The 19,335-nt window shown below is 37.1% G+C and carries 8 protein-coding genes; all 8 read left to right on the forward strand.

Annotated elements, in window-relative coordinates:
- The first annotated feature begins 37 nt into the window (after positions 1-37).
- Positions 38-1,186 carry a FecR family protein gene (locus ACUNWD_RS18750; protein ID WP_445589394.1) on the forward strand — a complete coding sequence of 383 codons (1,149 nt, stop codon included), beginning with the start codon at positions 38-40 and terminating at the stop codon, positions 1,184-1,186.
- 177 nt (positions 1,187-1,363) lie between these two features.
- On the forward strand, positions 1,364-4,633 hold the full coding sequence (locus tag ACUNWD_RS18755; protein WP_445589395.1) for a SusC/RagA family TonB-linked outer membrane protein: 3,270 nt from the start codon (positions 1,364-1,366) through the stop codon (positions 4,631-4,633).
- Positions 4,634-4,644: 11 nt separating this feature from the next.
- Entirely contained in the window at positions 4,645-6,228 is a 1,584-nt protein-coding gene (locus tag ACUNWD_RS18760; RefSeq protein WP_445589396.1) for a RagB/SusD family nutrient uptake outer membrane protein, read from the forward strand.
- Between the two features lie 155 nt (positions 6,229-6,383).
- A complete protein-coding gene (locus ACUNWD_RS18765) occupies positions 6,384-9,737 on the forward strand; it encodes a VCBS repeat-containing protein (RefSeq protein WP_445589397.1) in 3,354 nt (1,117 codons plus the stop codon).
- Positions 9,721-10,326, forward strand: a complete 606-nt coding sequence (locus ACUNWD_RS18770; protein WP_445589398.1) for a hypothetical protein — start codon at positions 9,721-9,723, stop codon at positions 10,324-10,326. The genes ACUNWD_RS18765 and ACUNWD_RS18770 overlap by 17 nt, the downstream gene beginning before the upstream one ends.
- A 123-nt stretch (positions 10,327-10,449) precedes the next feature.
- Complete coding sequence (locus ACUNWD_RS18775) at positions 10,450-13,806, forward strand: VCBS repeat-containing protein (RefSeq protein ID WP_445589399.1); 3,357 nt, start codon at positions 10,450-10,452, stop codon at positions 13,804-13,806.
- Between the two features lie 12 nt (positions 13,807-13,818).
- Positions 13,819-17,121 carry a VCBS repeat-containing protein gene (locus tag ACUNWD_RS18780; protein WP_445589400.1) on the forward strand — a complete coding sequence of 1,101 codons (3,303 nt, stop codon included), beginning with the start codon at positions 13,819-13,821 and terminating at the stop codon, positions 17,119-17,121.
- Between the two features lie 113 nt (positions 17,122-17,234).
- Positions 17,235-19,271 (forward strand): beta-L-arabinofuranosidase domain-containing protein, encoded by a 2,037-nt coding sequence (locus tag ACUNWD_RS18785; protein WP_445589401.1) that lies wholly within the window; start codon positions 17,235-17,237, stop codon positions 19,269-19,271.
- Positions 19,272-19,335 lie beyond the last annotated feature (64 nt).

Genomic DNA, 19,335 nt, shown 5'->3' on the forward strand with positions numbered 1-19,335 from the left:
TTAGCGGTGTAATAGAAATTGAAGTTATATAACACATATGGATCGAACAGAAATTGAAATTTTAATACAAAAGTATTTAGAAGGGGAGATAGACGACAGTCAAATTGAGTATTTGGCTGAAGAGATCGCTATTGAGGATGTGAAGAAGGCATTTAGTGAATCCATTGAAATAAATTACCTTATCTCAAAGAAATATAATAAACTGAACTCAGATAAGGCATATCAGGAATTCATTTCTCATATTAATTCGGAACCTAAAAGAAAGCCGGTTAAAAGAATTTTTAATGGTTGGATGAAATATGCTGCAATTTTTATTGGAATTGTGGCTATTGGTTTCTTAGTAAAAGATAAGTTACTAATGGAACAGGAATCCTCGTTGTTAGACATACCGGACGAAGGAATTACCTTGCAGTTTGATAATGGTGAGGTTGAACTCATTAATCAGAAAAAGGTGAATCGGATAATTAAGAATAATGAGCAGATTAAGATTAAGCAAGTAGGCCAACGAATTGTTTATGAAGACAAATTGGATATTGATAAACTTATTTACAATACCATTTCCATACCGAGAGGTAAAAAGTTTCAAATTCAATTATCAGACGGGACCATAGTTTATCTAAATTCTGATTCAAAGTTGAGATATCCTGTGAAGTTTATTGAGGGCGAGAATCGTGAAGTATTTGTTTCTGGTGAAGCCTATTTTAAAGTTGCTGAAGATAAAAATCATCCATTTGTTGTTAATGCGGGTGATTTACAAGTGGAGGTGTTGGGAACTGAGTTCAATGTTGCTAACTATGAAGAATATGATAATATCAGTACGGTTTTGGTTACTGGTAGTGTTAAAATACTTGATTCATCAACCGATAAATCACATGCAATTTTGCCAGGAAATAAAGCCTCATGGAGCAGGGAAAACAAGAAATTTGATGTAACAAAAGTAAATGTTTCAGATTATACAGATTGGATGAACGGGAAACTTACTTTTAAAAATGCAACATTTAAGGAGATAAGAATAAAACTTGAAAAGCATTATAACGTATCAATCGTTAATAATAATGCATCATTGGATAAAACAACGTTTAATGCATCGTTTGATATTGAATCTATAGATGAAGTTTTGGAGACATTTAATATAAATTTCGGTATTAAATACGAAATAGTTGATAATAAGGTAGTTATTAATTAAAAAAATAGAAACATTATGAGCTAGAAAAACTAAAATCTAATTCACAAAAAAATCGGGAAATACTGGTCCTATCCCCCGATTTTAAAGAGTCAATTTAATTTATTAAACTAAATTTTCGAACCTAAAAGTATGAAAAAAACGAGTAACTTTTGTTACCTCTCAAATTTATTGTTGAAAATGAGGCTAACAATCATTGTAATGCTTATAGCATTGTGTAACGTGCACGCTAACTCGTATTCTCAGAATACGAAGATTACACTGGACTTCGAGGATATTCGTATAGATGAAGTCCTTAGTGAAATCGAAGCGAAAAGTGAATTTAAATTTTTCGTTAACACTCAGGAAATTGATCTTACTAAACGTGTTTCCTTGAATGTTAAGAAAGAGCGAATTTTTGAAATTTTGGATCAATTATTCCCAAATGGGGATGTTGTATACGAAGTTTTCAATAAACAGATTATTCTCAAGAAATCTGTTAATGTAAAAAGCCCGAATAAAATAAAACCGGAAGTTGAAGAAGCTCAACAGGAAAAAGTTAAAATTTCAGGTACTGTAAAGGACGTAAATGGTAGCCCATTGCCAATGGCAAATATTATTGAAAAGGGGACATTAAATGGAACACAATCTGATTTCGATGGTATTTTTACATTGGAAGTTGCAGATTTGAATGCAAGTCTGCTAGTGTCTTATATTGGTTATTTGTCTACGGAAGTTTCTTTAGACGGTAAATCCCAGATTGATGTTATTCTTAAGGAAGATTTAGCGGCAATTGAAGAAGTTATAGTAGTCGGATATGGTACACAGAAAAAAGAAGAAGTAACCAGCTCAATTGTTCGTATTGATTCAGAAGATTTTAATTCTGGTAATGTTAATAGTCCCCAGCAATTGTTGCAAGGTAAGGTTGCAGGTCTGAATATTGCCAAGGCAGGGGGTAACCCAAATGAGCCTTTTCAGATCAGGCTTCGTGGTTTAAGTACATTCGGAGCAAATGCAGAGCCATTGGTTATTATTGATGGAGTGATTGGTGGTTCAGTTAATTCGGTTGATCCAAGTGATATCGCTTCCATTAACGTTTTGAAAGATGCATCGGCGGCTGCTATTTATGGAACCAGGGGTAGTAGTGGTGTGATTATTATTACCACAAAATCCGGAGCAGGTACAGGAGTGCAATCATCTGTAGAATACAATGGTTACGTGGCAATGGAAGAAATTTCAAACCTAATTCGGGTCGCAAATCATGATGAATACCTGGAGTATGGAGGTATGGATTTTGGAAGTAATACCGATTGGGTAGACGAGGTCTCAAGAAAAGCGTTAAGCCACGTTCATAATGTTGCATTTTCAGGTAGCTCAGCATCAGGGCTTAATTATCGTGCTTCTATTAATTACAGGGATGTTCAGGGGGTTATTGCCAAAACCGGTTATGACCAGGTAAATGCAAGGTTGAATGTTTCGCAACGCTTTTTGGATGATAAGCTGAAGCTAACAGGAATTATGGCAACAACCTCAAAACGTGCAAATATTGGTTTTGCCCAGTCTTTACGTTATGCTCAAACCTTTAATCCAACCGCTCCAGTAATGGAAAACAGGACAGCTGAACAATTGGCACGTGATCCGAATACTTACGGAGGGTATTTTGAAACTGGAGTTCAGGATGTATACAACCCGGTTGCATTGAATGAACAAAATAAAAAGTTGCAGGAAACCAAAAATTACATGATTAATTTCAGAGCTGAATTGGAAGTAATCGACGGATTAAATTTGGCGACCAATTATTCATCAGAAGGTACACTCATTCATTATGGTGAATTTTTTGCAAATAACGCATTATTTTCCAATGGAATCGGAGACAATGGTAGAGCAACCAGATCAACAAATAATAACACTTCTGAGCTTTTTGAATTTACAGCGACATACAATGGGCAAGTGGGTGATCTTACTTACAATGCTTTGGGAGGTTATTCGTTCCAGCAGTTTGATTATCAGTGGTTCAGTGCATATAACTCGGATTTTATTAGTAATGAGGTTGGTTTTGATAATCTTGGACTAGGTATTGGTATTAATAACAAGCGTGCAAGTGTAGGTTCAAACAGAGAAGAGGCAAAGCTTGCTGCTTATTTTGGTCGTATTAACTTAAACTATAAAAATCTGGCTTATTTATCTGCTAGTTATCGACGTGAAGCTTCATCCAGATTTGGTGCCAATAATCGTTGGGGTAATTTCTGGGCAGTAAGTGGAGGTGTTGACCTCAATGAAATCTTTGAGATTCCAGAGGTTGATATGCTGAAGCTTAGAGCAGGATATGGATTGACAGGTAATGAACCAGTACCTCGTTATGCATTTTTGGAACGTTTAGGTACAGGTGCTACCGGTTTTGTTGATGGTGCATATATCGCTTCTATTCAGCCAACTTCTAACCCGAACCCTGATTTGAAATGGGAAGAGAAGGGTGAGCTTAATATTGGGCTGGATTTTGCTGTGTTGGATTCAAAATTGTCTGGATCATTTGATTATTTTATGAGAAATACTACTGACTTGTTAAATTCGATACCAGTACCTCAGCCACCGAATCGTTATGGTAGTACTTTATTGAATATTGGTGAGTTGGAAACCAAAGGTCTGGAAGTACAACTTAACTACAGTATTTTTGATAAAAAAGATTTTAGTTGGGATTTTGGAGCAAACATTGCAACATTTAAAACGAAATTGATCAAATTGAATAATGTTGAGAATGCTGTATTGTACAGAGGTAATTTGGGTGCTCCAGGGCTTAATAATACGCATGTTGTTCGGGTAGCTGAAGGTGAAGAAATTGGTAATATAAGGGCTTCTGTTTTTGCAGGTTATGATTCTGAAGGAAGAACACTAATGATTAACCAGGAAACTGGCGAAGCTACAACCGAACGTAACCTGGATCGTGATGGTCAAATTGTTGGAAATGGATTACCTGATTTCACTTTTGGTATTAACAATACCTTACGATATAAAGATTTTGATTTGAATTTCTTCTTCCGGGGAGCTGTTGGTCATTCTTTAGTAAATATTCAAAGAGCATACTGGGAACACCCGTCAATTGCGGCTAGACAGAACTTTGTAATGACTGATAATTTCAATCCGGATGATTCTGAACAGGATGCATACCATTCTGGATATGTTGAAAAAGCAGACTTCATAAAACTGGATAATGCTACGTTGGGTTATAATATTGATATCAATGGTAATAAGGTATTTAAACAATTGAGAGTTTATGTGGCTGGAAATAATTTATTTACCATTACAAAATACTCAGGTACAGATCCGGAGGTGAGGTATTCTGACCCAGGGCCAATTACTGAAGGTAACGCTAACAATGCATATGGTGGGGACATTCTCGTTCCTGGTATCGATCGTAGGGTAACTTATTTCCCGACCCGTACAATTACTTTTGGTGTTAATGTTAAATTTTAAGAAGTAATACTATGAAGATCAATAAAACATATATCTTTTTGATAATATTTATTTCAGGTGCATTATCCTTTTCTTGTAGTGTAGAACCTGAAGTATACTCTGAATTATTGCCCGAGGAGTTCTTCAATAACGAAGCTCAGATTTCGGCTGCAGCATCTGCTGCGTATACTCCTTTGTATGGTTATTGGGGTAGAAATGAATTACAGGATCTTTGTTCCGACCAATCTACCTGCCCGATTCGTTCAAACAATGGTTGGGATGATGGAGGTTATTGGCCAAGATTGATGCGTCATGAATTCAATGTAAATGACTTTGTTGGTGGCCAGTGGAGCCAGTGGTCCGGTGGTGTGAGTGCATGTAACCGTCTAATCGAATTTTTTAGTGAAAGCCTTGGAGAGGATACACCTGTTGTTTATGAGCTTAGGACATTGCGTGCACTGTATTTCTATTTCTTATTAAGTGATTTTGGGAATATTCCAATTGAAACAAGGTTTGCAGAAGCAGATCCCAGCCCTTCTCAGGTTCCTCCGCAAGAGGCATTTAACCTGATTGAATCTGAATTGAAAGCTTCAATTGATAATTTGACAGAGGAGAAAGTTTATGCAAAAATAAACAAGTGGGTAGGATATTCTATTTTGGCTAATTTATATATCAATTCAGAACGAATTACCGGAACCGCTAAATGGGCTGAAGCTGCAGCAGCAGCAGAAAAAGTGCTCAATGAAAGCCCTTACGAGATGGAAGCTAAGTACTTTACGAACTTTAAAGTAAATAACGAAGGATCAAAAGAGAATATCTTTGTTGTTCCTTATGACAGGGATATTGCAGGAGGTTTCGGAATAAGACATCAGGCGTTACCTCAGTCTGGTGGGGCAATTTTTGGATTTTCACCTGGCCCATGGGGTGGTTTTAGTATCCAGGAAGACTTTTACAATGCTTTTGACGAAAATGATAAGAGAAGAAATTCGTTCATCGCAGGACAGCAATATACGGTTGAAGCTCAACCTTCATATTCAGATGAGCTAGGTTTCTACTATGCAGCACCAGATGATCAATATAAATTGGTTGCATGTTGGGAAGACTGGGATAATTTCGCCACTACTCCCGAAATTCAGGCTCAAATTGAAGATGGCTGTAGTGTAAACATTACTCCTTACTATACTTTATATGGCAATCGTTATTTGTACAAGGCGGGTGCCCGTTATGGTAAATATGAGTACAAGCTTGGAGAAGCCTATGATATGAGTAATGACTTTGCGATTTACCGTTATGCGCACATTATGTTGTTGAGAGCTGAAGCACTTTGGCGTATGGATAATAGCAGTGTTGAAGCATTGTCTTTGATCAATCAGGTAAGAGAAAGAGCAGGAGTTGATCCTTTGGAATCTTTAACAGAGGACGATGTTTATTGGGAACTAAAGAAAGAGCTTGCTCTTGAAAATTACGCGAGGGAAATTACAATCCGATTTGGACACTGGGAGGATGAATGGTTCTTGAAGGATGCAAATAGCAATGAAACTTACAAAAGGATTTACCCAATTCCTAACAATCAGTTGCAATCCAATGAGAATCTGGTGCAGAATCCTGGTTATTAGTGTTTCTGAAGTTTAGTTATTTCGAATGAGCTAATATATCGAGATTGCAAAAACTATAATAAATTCCTGAAAAAGACTATCTCAGTCTTTTTCAGGTTGTTTTTATAAATTACTTTACTCTCAGTTGTCGGAGTAAATAATTGATTCTAATTTTTATGAGGTGGTGTGGTTATTTGATAGTTTTGCTTGCATTAATTTCTTGCACAAAAAATAATGTACTACAAAAAGGTGCAGTATTTGAACAATTAGATCCATCTCAAATAGGTATACATTTTGAAAATACACTTACCTACACAGAAGATTTCAATGTGTATCTATACCGAAATTTCTACAATGGTGCTGGCACAGCGTTAGCCGATTTTAATAATGATGGTTATCTGGACCTTTTCTTTTGCGGAAATCAGGTCAATAATGCACTCTATTTGGGTGATGGTAAATTCAATTTTAAAGATGTTACGAATATTTCAAAAGTAGCCAGTCCAAACGCATGGGTAACTGGAGTGAGTGTTGTTGATATTAATCAGGATGGTTGGAATGATATTTATGTTTGTAAAAGCGGTGATCCGGGTGAAAGAAATCGCCGAAACGAATTGTTTGTAAATACGGGGACAAATATCGATGGAATTCCCGTATTTGAAGAGCAGGCGAAAGATTTTGGAATCGATGAATTGAGCTTTTCGGTTCATGCTCAATTTTTTGATTATGATCTGGATGGTGATTTGGATATGTATTTGTCGAGTAGCACGATAAAACCGACAGAGATGTATGTGGATGCAGAAAAAGGAATACGTACCAAAGAAAAGTCAGGAGGAGGTGACAAGCTTTTTCAAAACAACAACAATTATTATACTGATGTAACCGAAGAATCAGGTATTTATAGTAGTTCCATTGGTTTTGGTTTGGGTATAGCACTTAGCGATCTAAATAAAGATGGATGGCCGGATATCTACGTTGCAAATGATTACTTCGAAAAAGACTACTTGTACATTAATAATCAGGATGGAACGTTTACGGAGTCAATAGATGAGATGTTAGGTGAAATAAGCTTGGGTGCGATGGGGGTTGATATTGCTGATATGAACCACGATGGCTATCCGGAGATATTTGTTACCGAAATGATGCCTGAAATGGAGGCCCGCCTTAAAACCAAAGCAGTATTCGAAACCTGGGATGAATACTATCGAAAATACATCAATGGGTATCACCGGCAATTTGCAAGAAATTCTTTTCAATTGAATAATGGCCCGATTTCAAATACAAATAACAAAGTTTCTTTTAGTGAGATATCAAGGTATGCCGGGGTAAGTGCCACTGATTGGAGCTGGGGTGTACAAATGGTGGATTTCGATAATGACGCAAACAACGAGATATTTATAACAAATGGTATTGTAAAAGACCTGCTGGATCAGGATTATGTGGAATCTAATTTCGATCCAAGAAGAATTCGGGCTACACTAAAAGAGAAAGGTGCTGTTATTAAGGAGCTTATTGACCAAATGCCGATGGTTCCAGTGTCAAATTATCTGTATAAACTGAATGAAAATCTTCAATATACGGATGTTGCTTCAGGTTGGGGAATTGGTCAAAAGGGATACTCAAATGGAGCTACGTATGGTGATATCGATAATGACGGAGATCTTGATCTCGTGGTAAATAATATAAACTCACCTCCATATGTTTACCGAAATACTAGTAATAGTTCAGAAAATCACTTTATAAACCTAACAATAAAAAATAGGAAAGCTGCTACAGATATAGGTGCAAAGGTAACCTTGAAAGCTGGAGGTAAGATTTTCTACCAAGAACTATTTCCAATCCGTGGTGCTATGTCTGCGGTAGATGACAGGCTAAATTTTGGTCTGGGCAAATCTGAAGTAATTGACACTTTGCAGATAATTTGGTCAGATGGTTCAGAGAAAATAGATACAAATGTACCGGTTGATACATTCATCGTTTGCCAGCAACCAAATAAAATAGAAAAGCAAGCAGATTTTATTAAGAAGGAAAGCAAACCTGCACTTCTTCATAAGTTGATTGACAATGCAGGTATGGATTACAAACACGTTGAGAACCCATACATTGATTTTGAACGTGATCCCTTGTTGTTTCACATGGTTTCAAATGAGGGGCCAAAAATTGCAGTGGGTGACGTAAATGGTGATGGACTGGATGATTTTTATATTGGGGGAGCTAAAGATTCTCCAGGGAAAATATTTAAGCAAATTGCAGATGGTTTTATCGAAATGAGTTCAGAACTCTTTGAAAGTGATAAAACTTCCGAAGATGTGGGGTCCTTGTTTCTTGATATTGACGACGACGGAGACAATGATTTGGTCGTATGTAGCGGTGGTTATGAATTTTCAGCAAGCTCCTACGCACTTATTGATCGTCTATACACAAATGAAGGAAGGGGTAATTTTAGTAAGATTACCCAAATTTACCCGGGAATAAAACCCGGTAGTACTTCTGTTGTCAGGAGTGCTGATTTTGATCAGGACGGTGATGAAGACTTGTTTTTCGGATCAAGGTTTATGGCATCCTCATATGGAGTATCTATCCAAAGCTTTTTACTGGAGAATACCGGTAATGGGATTTTCGAAGATGTAACCAATGAAAAGGCTACAGATTTATTAAAAGCGGGTATGGTAGCAGATGCTGTCTGGTCAGACTATGATTCTGACGGGGATCAGGATTTGATTGTCGTAGGAGAATGGATGCCAATCAAAGTTTACGAAAATGTGGATGGTCAGCTCCACTACGTTAACGAAGATATTGGATTAAACGCCTCTAATGGGTTATGGAATGTATTACAGAAGGCTGATTTAGATAATGATGGGAGAGAAGATCTTGTTGTCGGGAATCTTGGAGATAACACCTTTTTCAAAGCGTCGATAGAAGAACCGGTGCGTATGTATGTAAACGACTTTGACTCGAACGGTGACCTGGATCAGATCATTACTACTTATAGGGAAAATAAACAGTATCCCGTAGCATTAAAAAACGATTTGACAACTCAAATACCTGCCCTATTAAGAAAGTATCCAAAACATTCAGATTATAAGGAGCAGTCTATATCTGACATTTTCGCAGAGGACGTTATTAATAATTCATTGGTTAACGAAGTTTTTGTTAATGAGTCAGTTGTTTTATGGAATGAAGGTGGAAAGTTTACAAAACAAAATTTACCAATGGAAGCACAATTTTCGTCGGTCTATGCAATTTGTGTTGTTGATTTGGATAAGGACGGAAACAAAGATTTGGTTTTGGGGGGTAACCAGCAGTTCGCAAAACCACAAACCGGTATTTATAATGCGAGCAATGGATTGGTTTTAAAATCGACAGGGAAACGAGATTTTAATGTTTTGAGTTCATCATGTTCCGGATTGCACCTCCCAGGGCAGATTAGGGATATAAAATTGATAAATATACGAGGGAAGCAACATTTATTGTTTGCAATGAATAATGATAGTTTACGTGTTTATGAGATTAACGATGAAAAAGAAAAGTAGATTAGTTAAAACAGCTTTATTGATTAGTGTATTGGTTGTAGTTTTGGTTTCGTCTTGTAGTCAAAAGCAAGATTATGAGAGTCTTCGAAGAACAGAACTTGCTAAGGGGATCAGGGTTGATAGTCTGATTTATGGTGTTCATTTGGGGATGGAATTGAAAAGTTTTTTTGATTACTGTTTTAATATGAATTTACAGGGCAAGTTTAAAACCAATGAAAAGGGGACCATGCTATTGTTTGACCTTAAAGATGGATTCAGCTTTCCGGTATATTTTGAATTATTTCCAGTTATACCTGGCAGATCAGAAGCTATTTATTCTTATGTGGGGACAATTGGATATAAAAATTACTCACATTACAATAAGGAGTTTTCAATAGAAAAATTGTTGAAAGAGACATTGGCGTATTTTGAGGCAAACTATAAAGGGAATGATTTTATTAAGGTTCCAAATGAGAATGCATTGTTGAAATATAAATACATAAAAATTGATGGTAACAGACAAATAACAATTGATCCAACCTTTACCGGGCAATACTTGAATGTGAGATTTGACGATTTAAATCATTTTGAAGACGAAGCAGTAAAATAATAGGTGATCTCGTTTTCCTTGGAGAAAATATGGGAAAGTGTTTTGCAATTGGTGAAATTAGACGATGAAGGCAATAAGCAGGTCTATAGTTTAATATGAGCTAGTAATAAAAATTAAACCTAAATGAGAATTAAGTTTATTCGTGTTTGTAGTAGAAAGTGTGTAGTTCTTTTAATTTCTGCACTGGCTTGTATTTCATGCAATAAGTTGTCTTTTTTCAAACAACCACTGTTTGAGGTTTTGGATGCAAAAAGGACAAATGTTGATTTTGAAAATATCGTTATTTATAATAATGATTTTAATATATACAAATATAGAAACTACTATAATGGTGGAGGGGTAGGACTTGGTGATGTCAATAACGACGGGCTGGTTGATATTTTCTTAATCTCCAATTTATATCAGAACAAGCTTTACCTAAATAAAGGAGACCTGACTTTCGAAGATGTTACAGAGCAGGCAAAAGTAGGTGGGACCCACGCATGGTCAACGGGAGTTGCAATGGTTGATATCAATGCTGATGGTTGGCTTGATATTCATGTAAGCAATTCCGGGTTTGTTTCTGGAGATGACAGACGAAACGAGTTTTTCATAAACAATGGTGATGGTACGTTTTCCGAGAAAGCAAAAGAATTAGGATTGGATGATCCTGGACTTTCAATAAACGCTTCTTTTTTTGATTATGATAAAGATGGAGATCTGGATGCTTATGTCATTAACAATTCATACCAGTCGATACGGAATTTTAACCTTAAGAAAGATGAGCGTCCTATTCGGGATAAGCAGGGGGGAGATCGACTATATCGAAATGATAATGGCAAGTTTGTGGACGTAAGTGAGGAGGCTGGTATTTACGGAAGTATTATGGGTTTTGCACTCAGTGTGGGAATTAGTGATATCGATAAAGATGGTTGGCCTGATATTTACGTTTGTAACGATTTTTTTGAACGTGATTACCTGTACATGAATAATGGTGATGGCACATTTCGCGAAGAGTTGGAAGATCGGGTACATTCGATAACTCTGGCTTCAATGGGATCTGATTTTGCCGATATGAATGCCGATGGTTATCCAGAGTACTTTGTTACAGAGATGTTGCCAAACTCAGACGATCGTTTTAAAACAAAAATGACTTTCGAAGGATGGGACAAGTACCAGCTCAGTGCCGATTCAGGATTCCATTATCAGTTGACCAGAAACATGTTTCAACGGCATAATGGCATCATGCCCGGGAAAGGTGTTGCTTATAGTGAAATAGGTAGGCAGGCAGGAGTTGAAGCGACAGAGTGGAGTTGGAGTGTTTTGCTAACTGATTTGGATAACGATAGTCATAAGGACATTTATGTAACTAATGGAATTGCGCAAGATGTTATGGACCAGGATTATCTGAATCATATTACCGATAAAAGGGTAATGCGAATGGTTGTGCAAGATGATTCAATTGATTACAGAAAGTTAATCGATATTATTCCAACATTTAAGCTATCCAATTTTGCATATGCTGGCGATTCCAAACTGGGTTTTCAGGATAAAACAAAAGAGTGGGGCATCGATATTCCCAGTTTATCAAATGGAGCTGCATATGGAGATCTTGACAATGATGGGGACCTTGAATTGGTGGTTAACAATGTGAATATGCCCCTTTTTATCTTCAACAATCAGGTAGAAAAGGTTTCAGACGATTGTAATTTCATAAAATTCATTTTACACGGTGATAAAAAAAATAAGAATGCTTTTGGCACGAAAGTGACATTAAAGGCAGGCGGAAGAATGTTTTATCAGGAGGAATTTCCTTATCGTGGTTTTCAGTCTACGGTTGATTCCCGCTTGAATTTCGGTCTCGGTTCAATTCAGACGATTGATTCAATAATCGTGGATTGGCCCTATGAAAGCCGAACCATTCTTACCAATGTGCAAAGCAATCAAATTATGGAGCTTTATGAAAAAGATGCAAATACGATACAGAAACAATCTATAAAAAAGAAACGATCAGAAATGTTTATTGATAAATCCAAGGACATTGCGCTTGATTACAGGCATCTGGAAAACCGCTTTTCTGATTTTGACAGAGATCGTTTATTGTATCACATGAAATCAAATGAAGGTCCTAAAATTGCAATAGCTGATGTGAATGGTGACGGCATTGAAGATTTTTATATTTGTGGAGCGAAGGATTCAAGTGGTAAATTGTTTGTTCAAGATGCAGAAGGTCATTTTGAGAGTGCTAATGATCAATTGTTTGAAAAAGATAAAGATTGTGAAGACAGGAATTGCATCTTTTTTGATGCTGATGGGGATGAAGATATGGATCTTTACGTAGCGAGTGGTGGTAATGAATTGTCTTCAAGTTCATTTTTACTCTTCGATCGGCTATATATGAATGATGGCGATGGAAACTTTGTAAGATCAAGACAAACCTTACCTACTAACGGTTCTGAAAGTACTTCGGTGGTAAAGAACATTGATTATGATAATGATGGCGATCAGGATTTGTTTGTTGGGATTCGCTTAAAAACAGGATTCATTGGAATTCCTCAGAATGGATATATTCTTGAGAATGATGGGAATGGAAATTTTAAAAATGTAACGGAAAAGATTGCCCCCGGACTTTTGGGGTTAGGTATGATTACTGATGCTGAATGGAACGACTATGACAGAGATGGTGATTCTGACTTGATGGTAGTTGGGGAATGGATGGGCATCAAGTTATTTAATAACCAAAATGGGATACTGACTGATATATCTTCTACCGCGGGTTTAAATGAAACGTCCGGTTGGTGGAATAGTCTGAAAGCAGGGGATATTGATTCCGATGGAGACATTGATTTTGTTGCCGGTAATCATGGAACAAATTCAAGGTTTAAGGCAAACAAAGACAATCCGATCGAATGTTACATCAACGATTTTGATAGAAACGGTACCATTGAGCAGATAACTTGTATGTATCATGAAGGGAAGCCATATCCGACAGCATTGCTGCACGATTTGGTTCTTCACTTGCCGCCTTATCTGAAAAAGAAGTATTCGACTTATGAATCCTATAAGAATCAATCAATCAATCAAATATTTTCAAAAGGAGAGTTAGAAGGAAGTTTCATCAACAGGGTTACGATGTTGGAAACGGTTATGCTCATTAATAATGGGGATGGTAGTTTTTCAATTGAGGTGTTACCGGATGAAGCTCAAATTTCTCCAGTATATGCAATCTATATTGATGATATGGATCAAGACGGGAATAAGGACATCCTATTAGGGGGCAACTTATTCCCGGTGAAACCTGAATTTGGGCGTTATGATGCCAGCTATGGAGTCTTTTTAAAAGGGGATGGGAAAAATAATTTTGAGGTTTTACCTTCCCAAAAAAGTGGATTTGTTTTCGAGGGAGAAGTCAGGGATATCAAGGCGATAAATATTGGGGGTTCAAAAACATTGATGGTGGCTCGAAGTAATGAACCGATACAGTTTTATGATCATAAATAATAAGGCAAAACCATGATAAATACTAAGCATATAAAAAACGTAGCTTTAATCTTTGCAGTTGCAATAGTCTGTAGTTCATGTGAAAAGTTGGGACTCGGATCAAAGCTTTTTAAAACACTTTCATCAAATTCTACAAACATAGATTTTGTCAACCAAGTTGAAGAGACCGAAGATTTGAATATTTTACTGTATATGAACATGTATAACGGCGCTGGTGTCGCTATTGGAGATGTTAATAATGATGATCTTCCGGATATATTTTTTACAGCGAATCAGGGGGCTAATAAACTCTATTTGAACCAAGGTGACTTAAAGTTTAAAGATGTTTCAGAATCTGCTAAAATAGAGGGGGCAACAGGTAGCACTAGTTGGTCAAATGGTGTAACAATGGTGGACATCAATAATGATGGATTGCTTGATATTTATGTATGCATGCTTCATGGATTTAAAGAAATAGTTGGTGGTAATCTACTGTATGTAAACAATGGAGATGGTACGTTTTCTGAAAAAGCAGAAGAATACGGTTTAAAAGCATACACCTATTCGCAGCAGGCTGCTTTTTTTGATTATGACCTTGATGGAGACTTGGATATGTACTTACTGAATCAGTCTCTTCATTCTCCAAATTCCTATTTGCCAGGAGAAAGCAGGGCAATCCGTGATAGTCTTTCCGGCGATAGATTGTATCAAAACAACGATGGGTACTATACTGACATCAGTGAGGAAGCTGGCATATATGGAGGAGCTATGGGATATGGATTAGCAATTGGAGTAGGCGACTTAAACAATGATGGTTACCCGGATATTTATGTTTCCAATGATTTTCATGAAAATGATTACCTGTATTACAATCAGGGTGACGGTACGTTTAAAGAAGCTATCAAAGAATCCGTTGGGCATACTTCAACTTATTCAATGGGAGATGATATTGCAGATGTAAATAATGATGGTTGGCTGGATATTTTCACACTGGATATGAAACCCTCTGAAGAGAGATTGCAAAAATCAATTTCCGGTATAGATACTTACGATGTGTATCAGTTTAAATTGGGGTATTCTTATTATTATCAATTTCCCCGTAATATGATGCAAATCAATAAAGGACAGTTGTTTGACGAGACGGCTCAATTTGTTGAATTGGGCGAGTATTACGATGTTGCCGCGACGGATTGGAGTTGGAGCCCTTTATTTGCTGATCTTGATTTGGATGGTAATAAGGACTTATATGTTTCGAATGGAATTCCCCATAGAGTAAATGATATGGATTTCATACGATATACTGATAGGGTTGAAGATAACAGTCCGGTAGAAGAGAACTTTCTTTCAGTAATAGCGACCATACCTGAGGGAAAGGTGTCGAATATAGCTTTTCAAAATAAGAATGGCAGATTTATTGATCAGTCAAAAGAATGGGGCTTAGACTTTTTCGGGTGTTCAAACGGAACGGCTTATGCCGATTTAGACGATGATGGTGATCTGGACATAGTTGCTAATAATCTAAATTCGGAAGCTGTCATATTTGAAAATACAGCATCTGATAATACTGCTCATAGTTATGTTAAAATGAAGTTTGAGGGTAATTCGGGAAATTTGTTTGGAATTGGAACGCGCGTGATTATAGAGTGTGCTGGCCAAAAACAGTTACAGGAGCTTTTCCCTGTAAAAGGCTGGTTGTCCAGTATGAATAATGAACTGATTTTTGGTTTGGGTGAATCAAAAGCGATAGATAAGCTCAAAGTCTGTTGGGGAAATGGGAAAGAGCAACTTTTAGAAGATGTGCCGGCAAATCAAACACTTGTGCTGAAATATTCGGATGCATCAGTTGCCCCAAAAAAGGACGTTACGGAAAAATCAAAGATTTTCAAGAATATTGATGAGACAGGCGGAATTGATTTTGTACATGTAGAGAATGAATTTGTTGATTTTGATAACGAAAAGCTCATTCCAAGAATGTTATCACGAGAAGGTCCAAAGATTGAGATCGGCGATGTGAATAATGATGGATTGGAAGATTTTTATGTTGGAGGGGCAAAAGGCCAACCAGGATGTATTTACATTCAGCAGAATGGTGGTGATAAGTATTTTGTTTCTACTGAATTTGAGGATTTTTATAGGGATCGTGGTTGTGAAGATGCAGAGTCTGCTTTTTTGGATGTTGACAATGACGGTGATCTTGATTTATATGTCGTGAGTGGAGGAAGTGGAGCAGCTTATCCGGATCCAACATTTATCGACAGGCTTTATGTAAATGATGGGCAAGGAAATTTTCAAAAATCAAACTCGCATCCTCAGTTAGATTTTAATGGTTCGTGCGTTGTTTCTGGGGACTTCAATGACGATGGGAATACCGACCTTTTTGTTGGAGCACGATCTATCCCTGGATCCTATGGATTGTATCAACGTAGCAGGATTTTATTGGGGAGTGGTAAAGGTGAGCTTTATGATGTTACAAATTCAGTATTTGGACAGCATATAAAACTGGGAATGGTGACCGATGCTGTATGGCTCAGTGATAGTAAAGAATTAGTTATTGTTGGAGAATGGATGCCTGTTACAACCTTGGATTTTAAAAGCTTTCCATTGGTTGAACAAAAAATGGAACATTCTTCAGGATGGTGGAATACAATTTACGCAGACGACATTGATGGTGACGGCGATAAAGATTTGTTGCTTGGGAATTTAGGTGAAAATTCAATATTAAAAGCATCTGAAAAATATCCTGTTAATTTATACCTTAAAGATTTTGACAACAACTCGACGGTTGATCCTATTTTGAGTTACTATCGTGATGGAGTTGAATATCCATATTATAGTCTTGATGAAATTTCGAAACAGTTATTAGCAATTAAAAAAGTTTATCGTACTTATGGTGACTATGCTAAAAGTGAGTTTACCTCAATTTTTCCGAAGAAAGAATTGTTGACAGGAGCGAGACTTCAGGCATTTACTTTTAAATCAACTTGTTTTGAGAATCAGGGGGATGGCTCGTTTGTTCCAGTGGAACTACCAGAGGAAATTCAATTCTCACCAATTTACAGCTATTTAACTTATGACTTTGATAGTGATGGAGCTGTGGAGATTATAGCTGCAGGAAATTTTTGTTCAAATCAAGTTAGTATAGGAACCCATGATGCATCATATGGTCATTTCCTGAAAATGGACCAAGATAAAAAATGGAAAGAAGTTCAGCCTGATGAATCTGGTTTTGCAGTTAGAGGTGAAGTTCGGGATATCAAATTATTAAATGCAAAAGACGGGAAAAAGTTGATACTTGTTAGCAGGAATGACCAAAGTATGGAACTATTCACTTTTTAGATTTTGAATTAGCCAATTTTGAAGCTTATGCTTAATCAATAGATTCATGGAGAGCAAATTATGAGAATAGTTTAAGATTTAAATTACAACATTAACCGAATAAAACACGAACCATGATAAAGTCATTTTTGATAGCTATAATTTTCGTGTTTGCAAGCATTTGCGTAAAAGCGAAAGACAAGCGTAATTCATTTTATATATCTAATCAGGCACCACTTATCGAGCAACCATATGTTGAATTACCTTTAGGTGCTATTAAGCCAAAAGGCTGGTTACTTAAGCAACTAAATATCATGAATGACGGATCAACCGGTCACCTTGATGAAACTTTTTCGATGCTAAAGGATGATAATGGTTGGTTAGGAGGAAAAGGAGACAGTTTGGAGGCAACTCCATACTGGCTTGACGGTGCATTGCCTCTTGCTTATTTATTGGACGACCAAAGGCTCAAAGAAAAGGTGCAGAAGTATGTAGATTGGTCGCTTGATACTCAACGTCCATCAGGGTATTTTGGACCGATTACCCAGTATGAAAGAACAAGTGGTAAGAAAGTTGAAACAGAAAATCAAGGTGATGACTGGTGGCCAAGAATGGTTATGCTTAAAGTACTTCAACAGTATTACACAGCAACAGGTGACAAGAGAGTACCACCGTTTATGACCAATTACTTTCAGTTTCAAATGCGGAATTTAACTGATAGTACCACCTTAATAAACCGCTATATTGAGCAGGCAGCAAATTCTAGATGTCAGGAAAATATAATGAGTGTTTATTGGCTATACAATATAACTCAGGATAAGTTTTTGCTTGACTTGGCAGATAAATTATACGAACAAACCTATCCCTGGACCGATTGGTTTGAGAATCGCAATTGGGTGATCAATGCAGCGGCACAACAAAATGATGATAATTGGATGAGCCGTCATGGAGTGAATGTGGCAATGGGCTTAAAAACTCCCGCAATATATTACCAATCGCAAGGCGATCCGAAATATTTGGCAGCTATGAAGACTGGGTTTAGCGATTTAATGTTGCTTCATGGGCTTCCTAATGGTATTTTTTCAGGAGATGAAGACTTACACGGGAATGCTCCTACGCAAGCAACGGAGCTTTGTGCTATTGTGGAGACGATGTATTCACTCGAACAAGCAATCGCAATTACCGGTGATAATACTTATATGGATGCTTTGGAACGAGTGGCATTTAATGCCCTTCCTGCTCAAACTTCCGATGATTATAATATGAGGCAATATCTACAAATGCCTAACCAGGTGATGGCAACTGGTGGAGATTATGATTTTTCTTATTGTGAACGATTGAGCAATGTGATTGGTGCCCGCACCGGTTGGTATTGCTGTTTGACAAATATGCATCAGGGATGGGTGAAATACGTTTCACACTTATGGTATGCAACGCCTGATAATGGACTTGCTGCGCTGGTATATGGTCCAGGAAAAGTAACTGCAAAGGTCGGTAAGGGAACAACTGTATCAATTAATGAGGAAACGTCATATCCTTTTGATAACACAATTAATTTAACCATTACCCTTCCGGAAAATGACACTTTCCCACTTTCATTTCGAATACCAAAATGGTGTAAAGAGGCTAATGTTTTCTTGAATGGAGTTAGTTTACGAACAGGTAAAAGTGGTCAAATTGTGAGAATTGAACGCGAATGGAAAAATAACGATAAGGTTACTCTGGAATTTCTTATGCAGATTTTTACAAGCAACTGGGGAAAAAACTCGCGTGCGATTGAGCGTGGGCCGTTAGTTTATGCTTTAAAGATTGGAGAGAAATGGGAAAAGAAGAATGATCAGGAAAAGGGTGAATATTACGATATATCTCCGACGACACCATGGAATTATGGCATCGAGCAGAAGATAATCAAGGATACTAAAAAGAACGGCACTGTCATACACAAATCAATAGAAGGGAATTTTTATTGGAATCAAGCAAATGCCCCTATTGAGTTACAGGTTGAGGCACGTAAAATTCCGGATTGGATATTAGTGAGAGGAGTACCCTATCAACCAGTGACATCTCGTTATGGGTTTTATACTGGTGAAGTTGGAGAAACAGAAACGGTGACATTAATACCGTACGGGTGCACGAAACTCAGAATTTCGGCATTTCCGGTTGTTAAATGAGAGTATTTGATCAAGAGTTTGAAAAGAGAATTATTGATACTAATTAGTTAATGACCACACTAAA

Source organism: Sunxiuqinia sp. A32 (assembly GCF_052690465.1).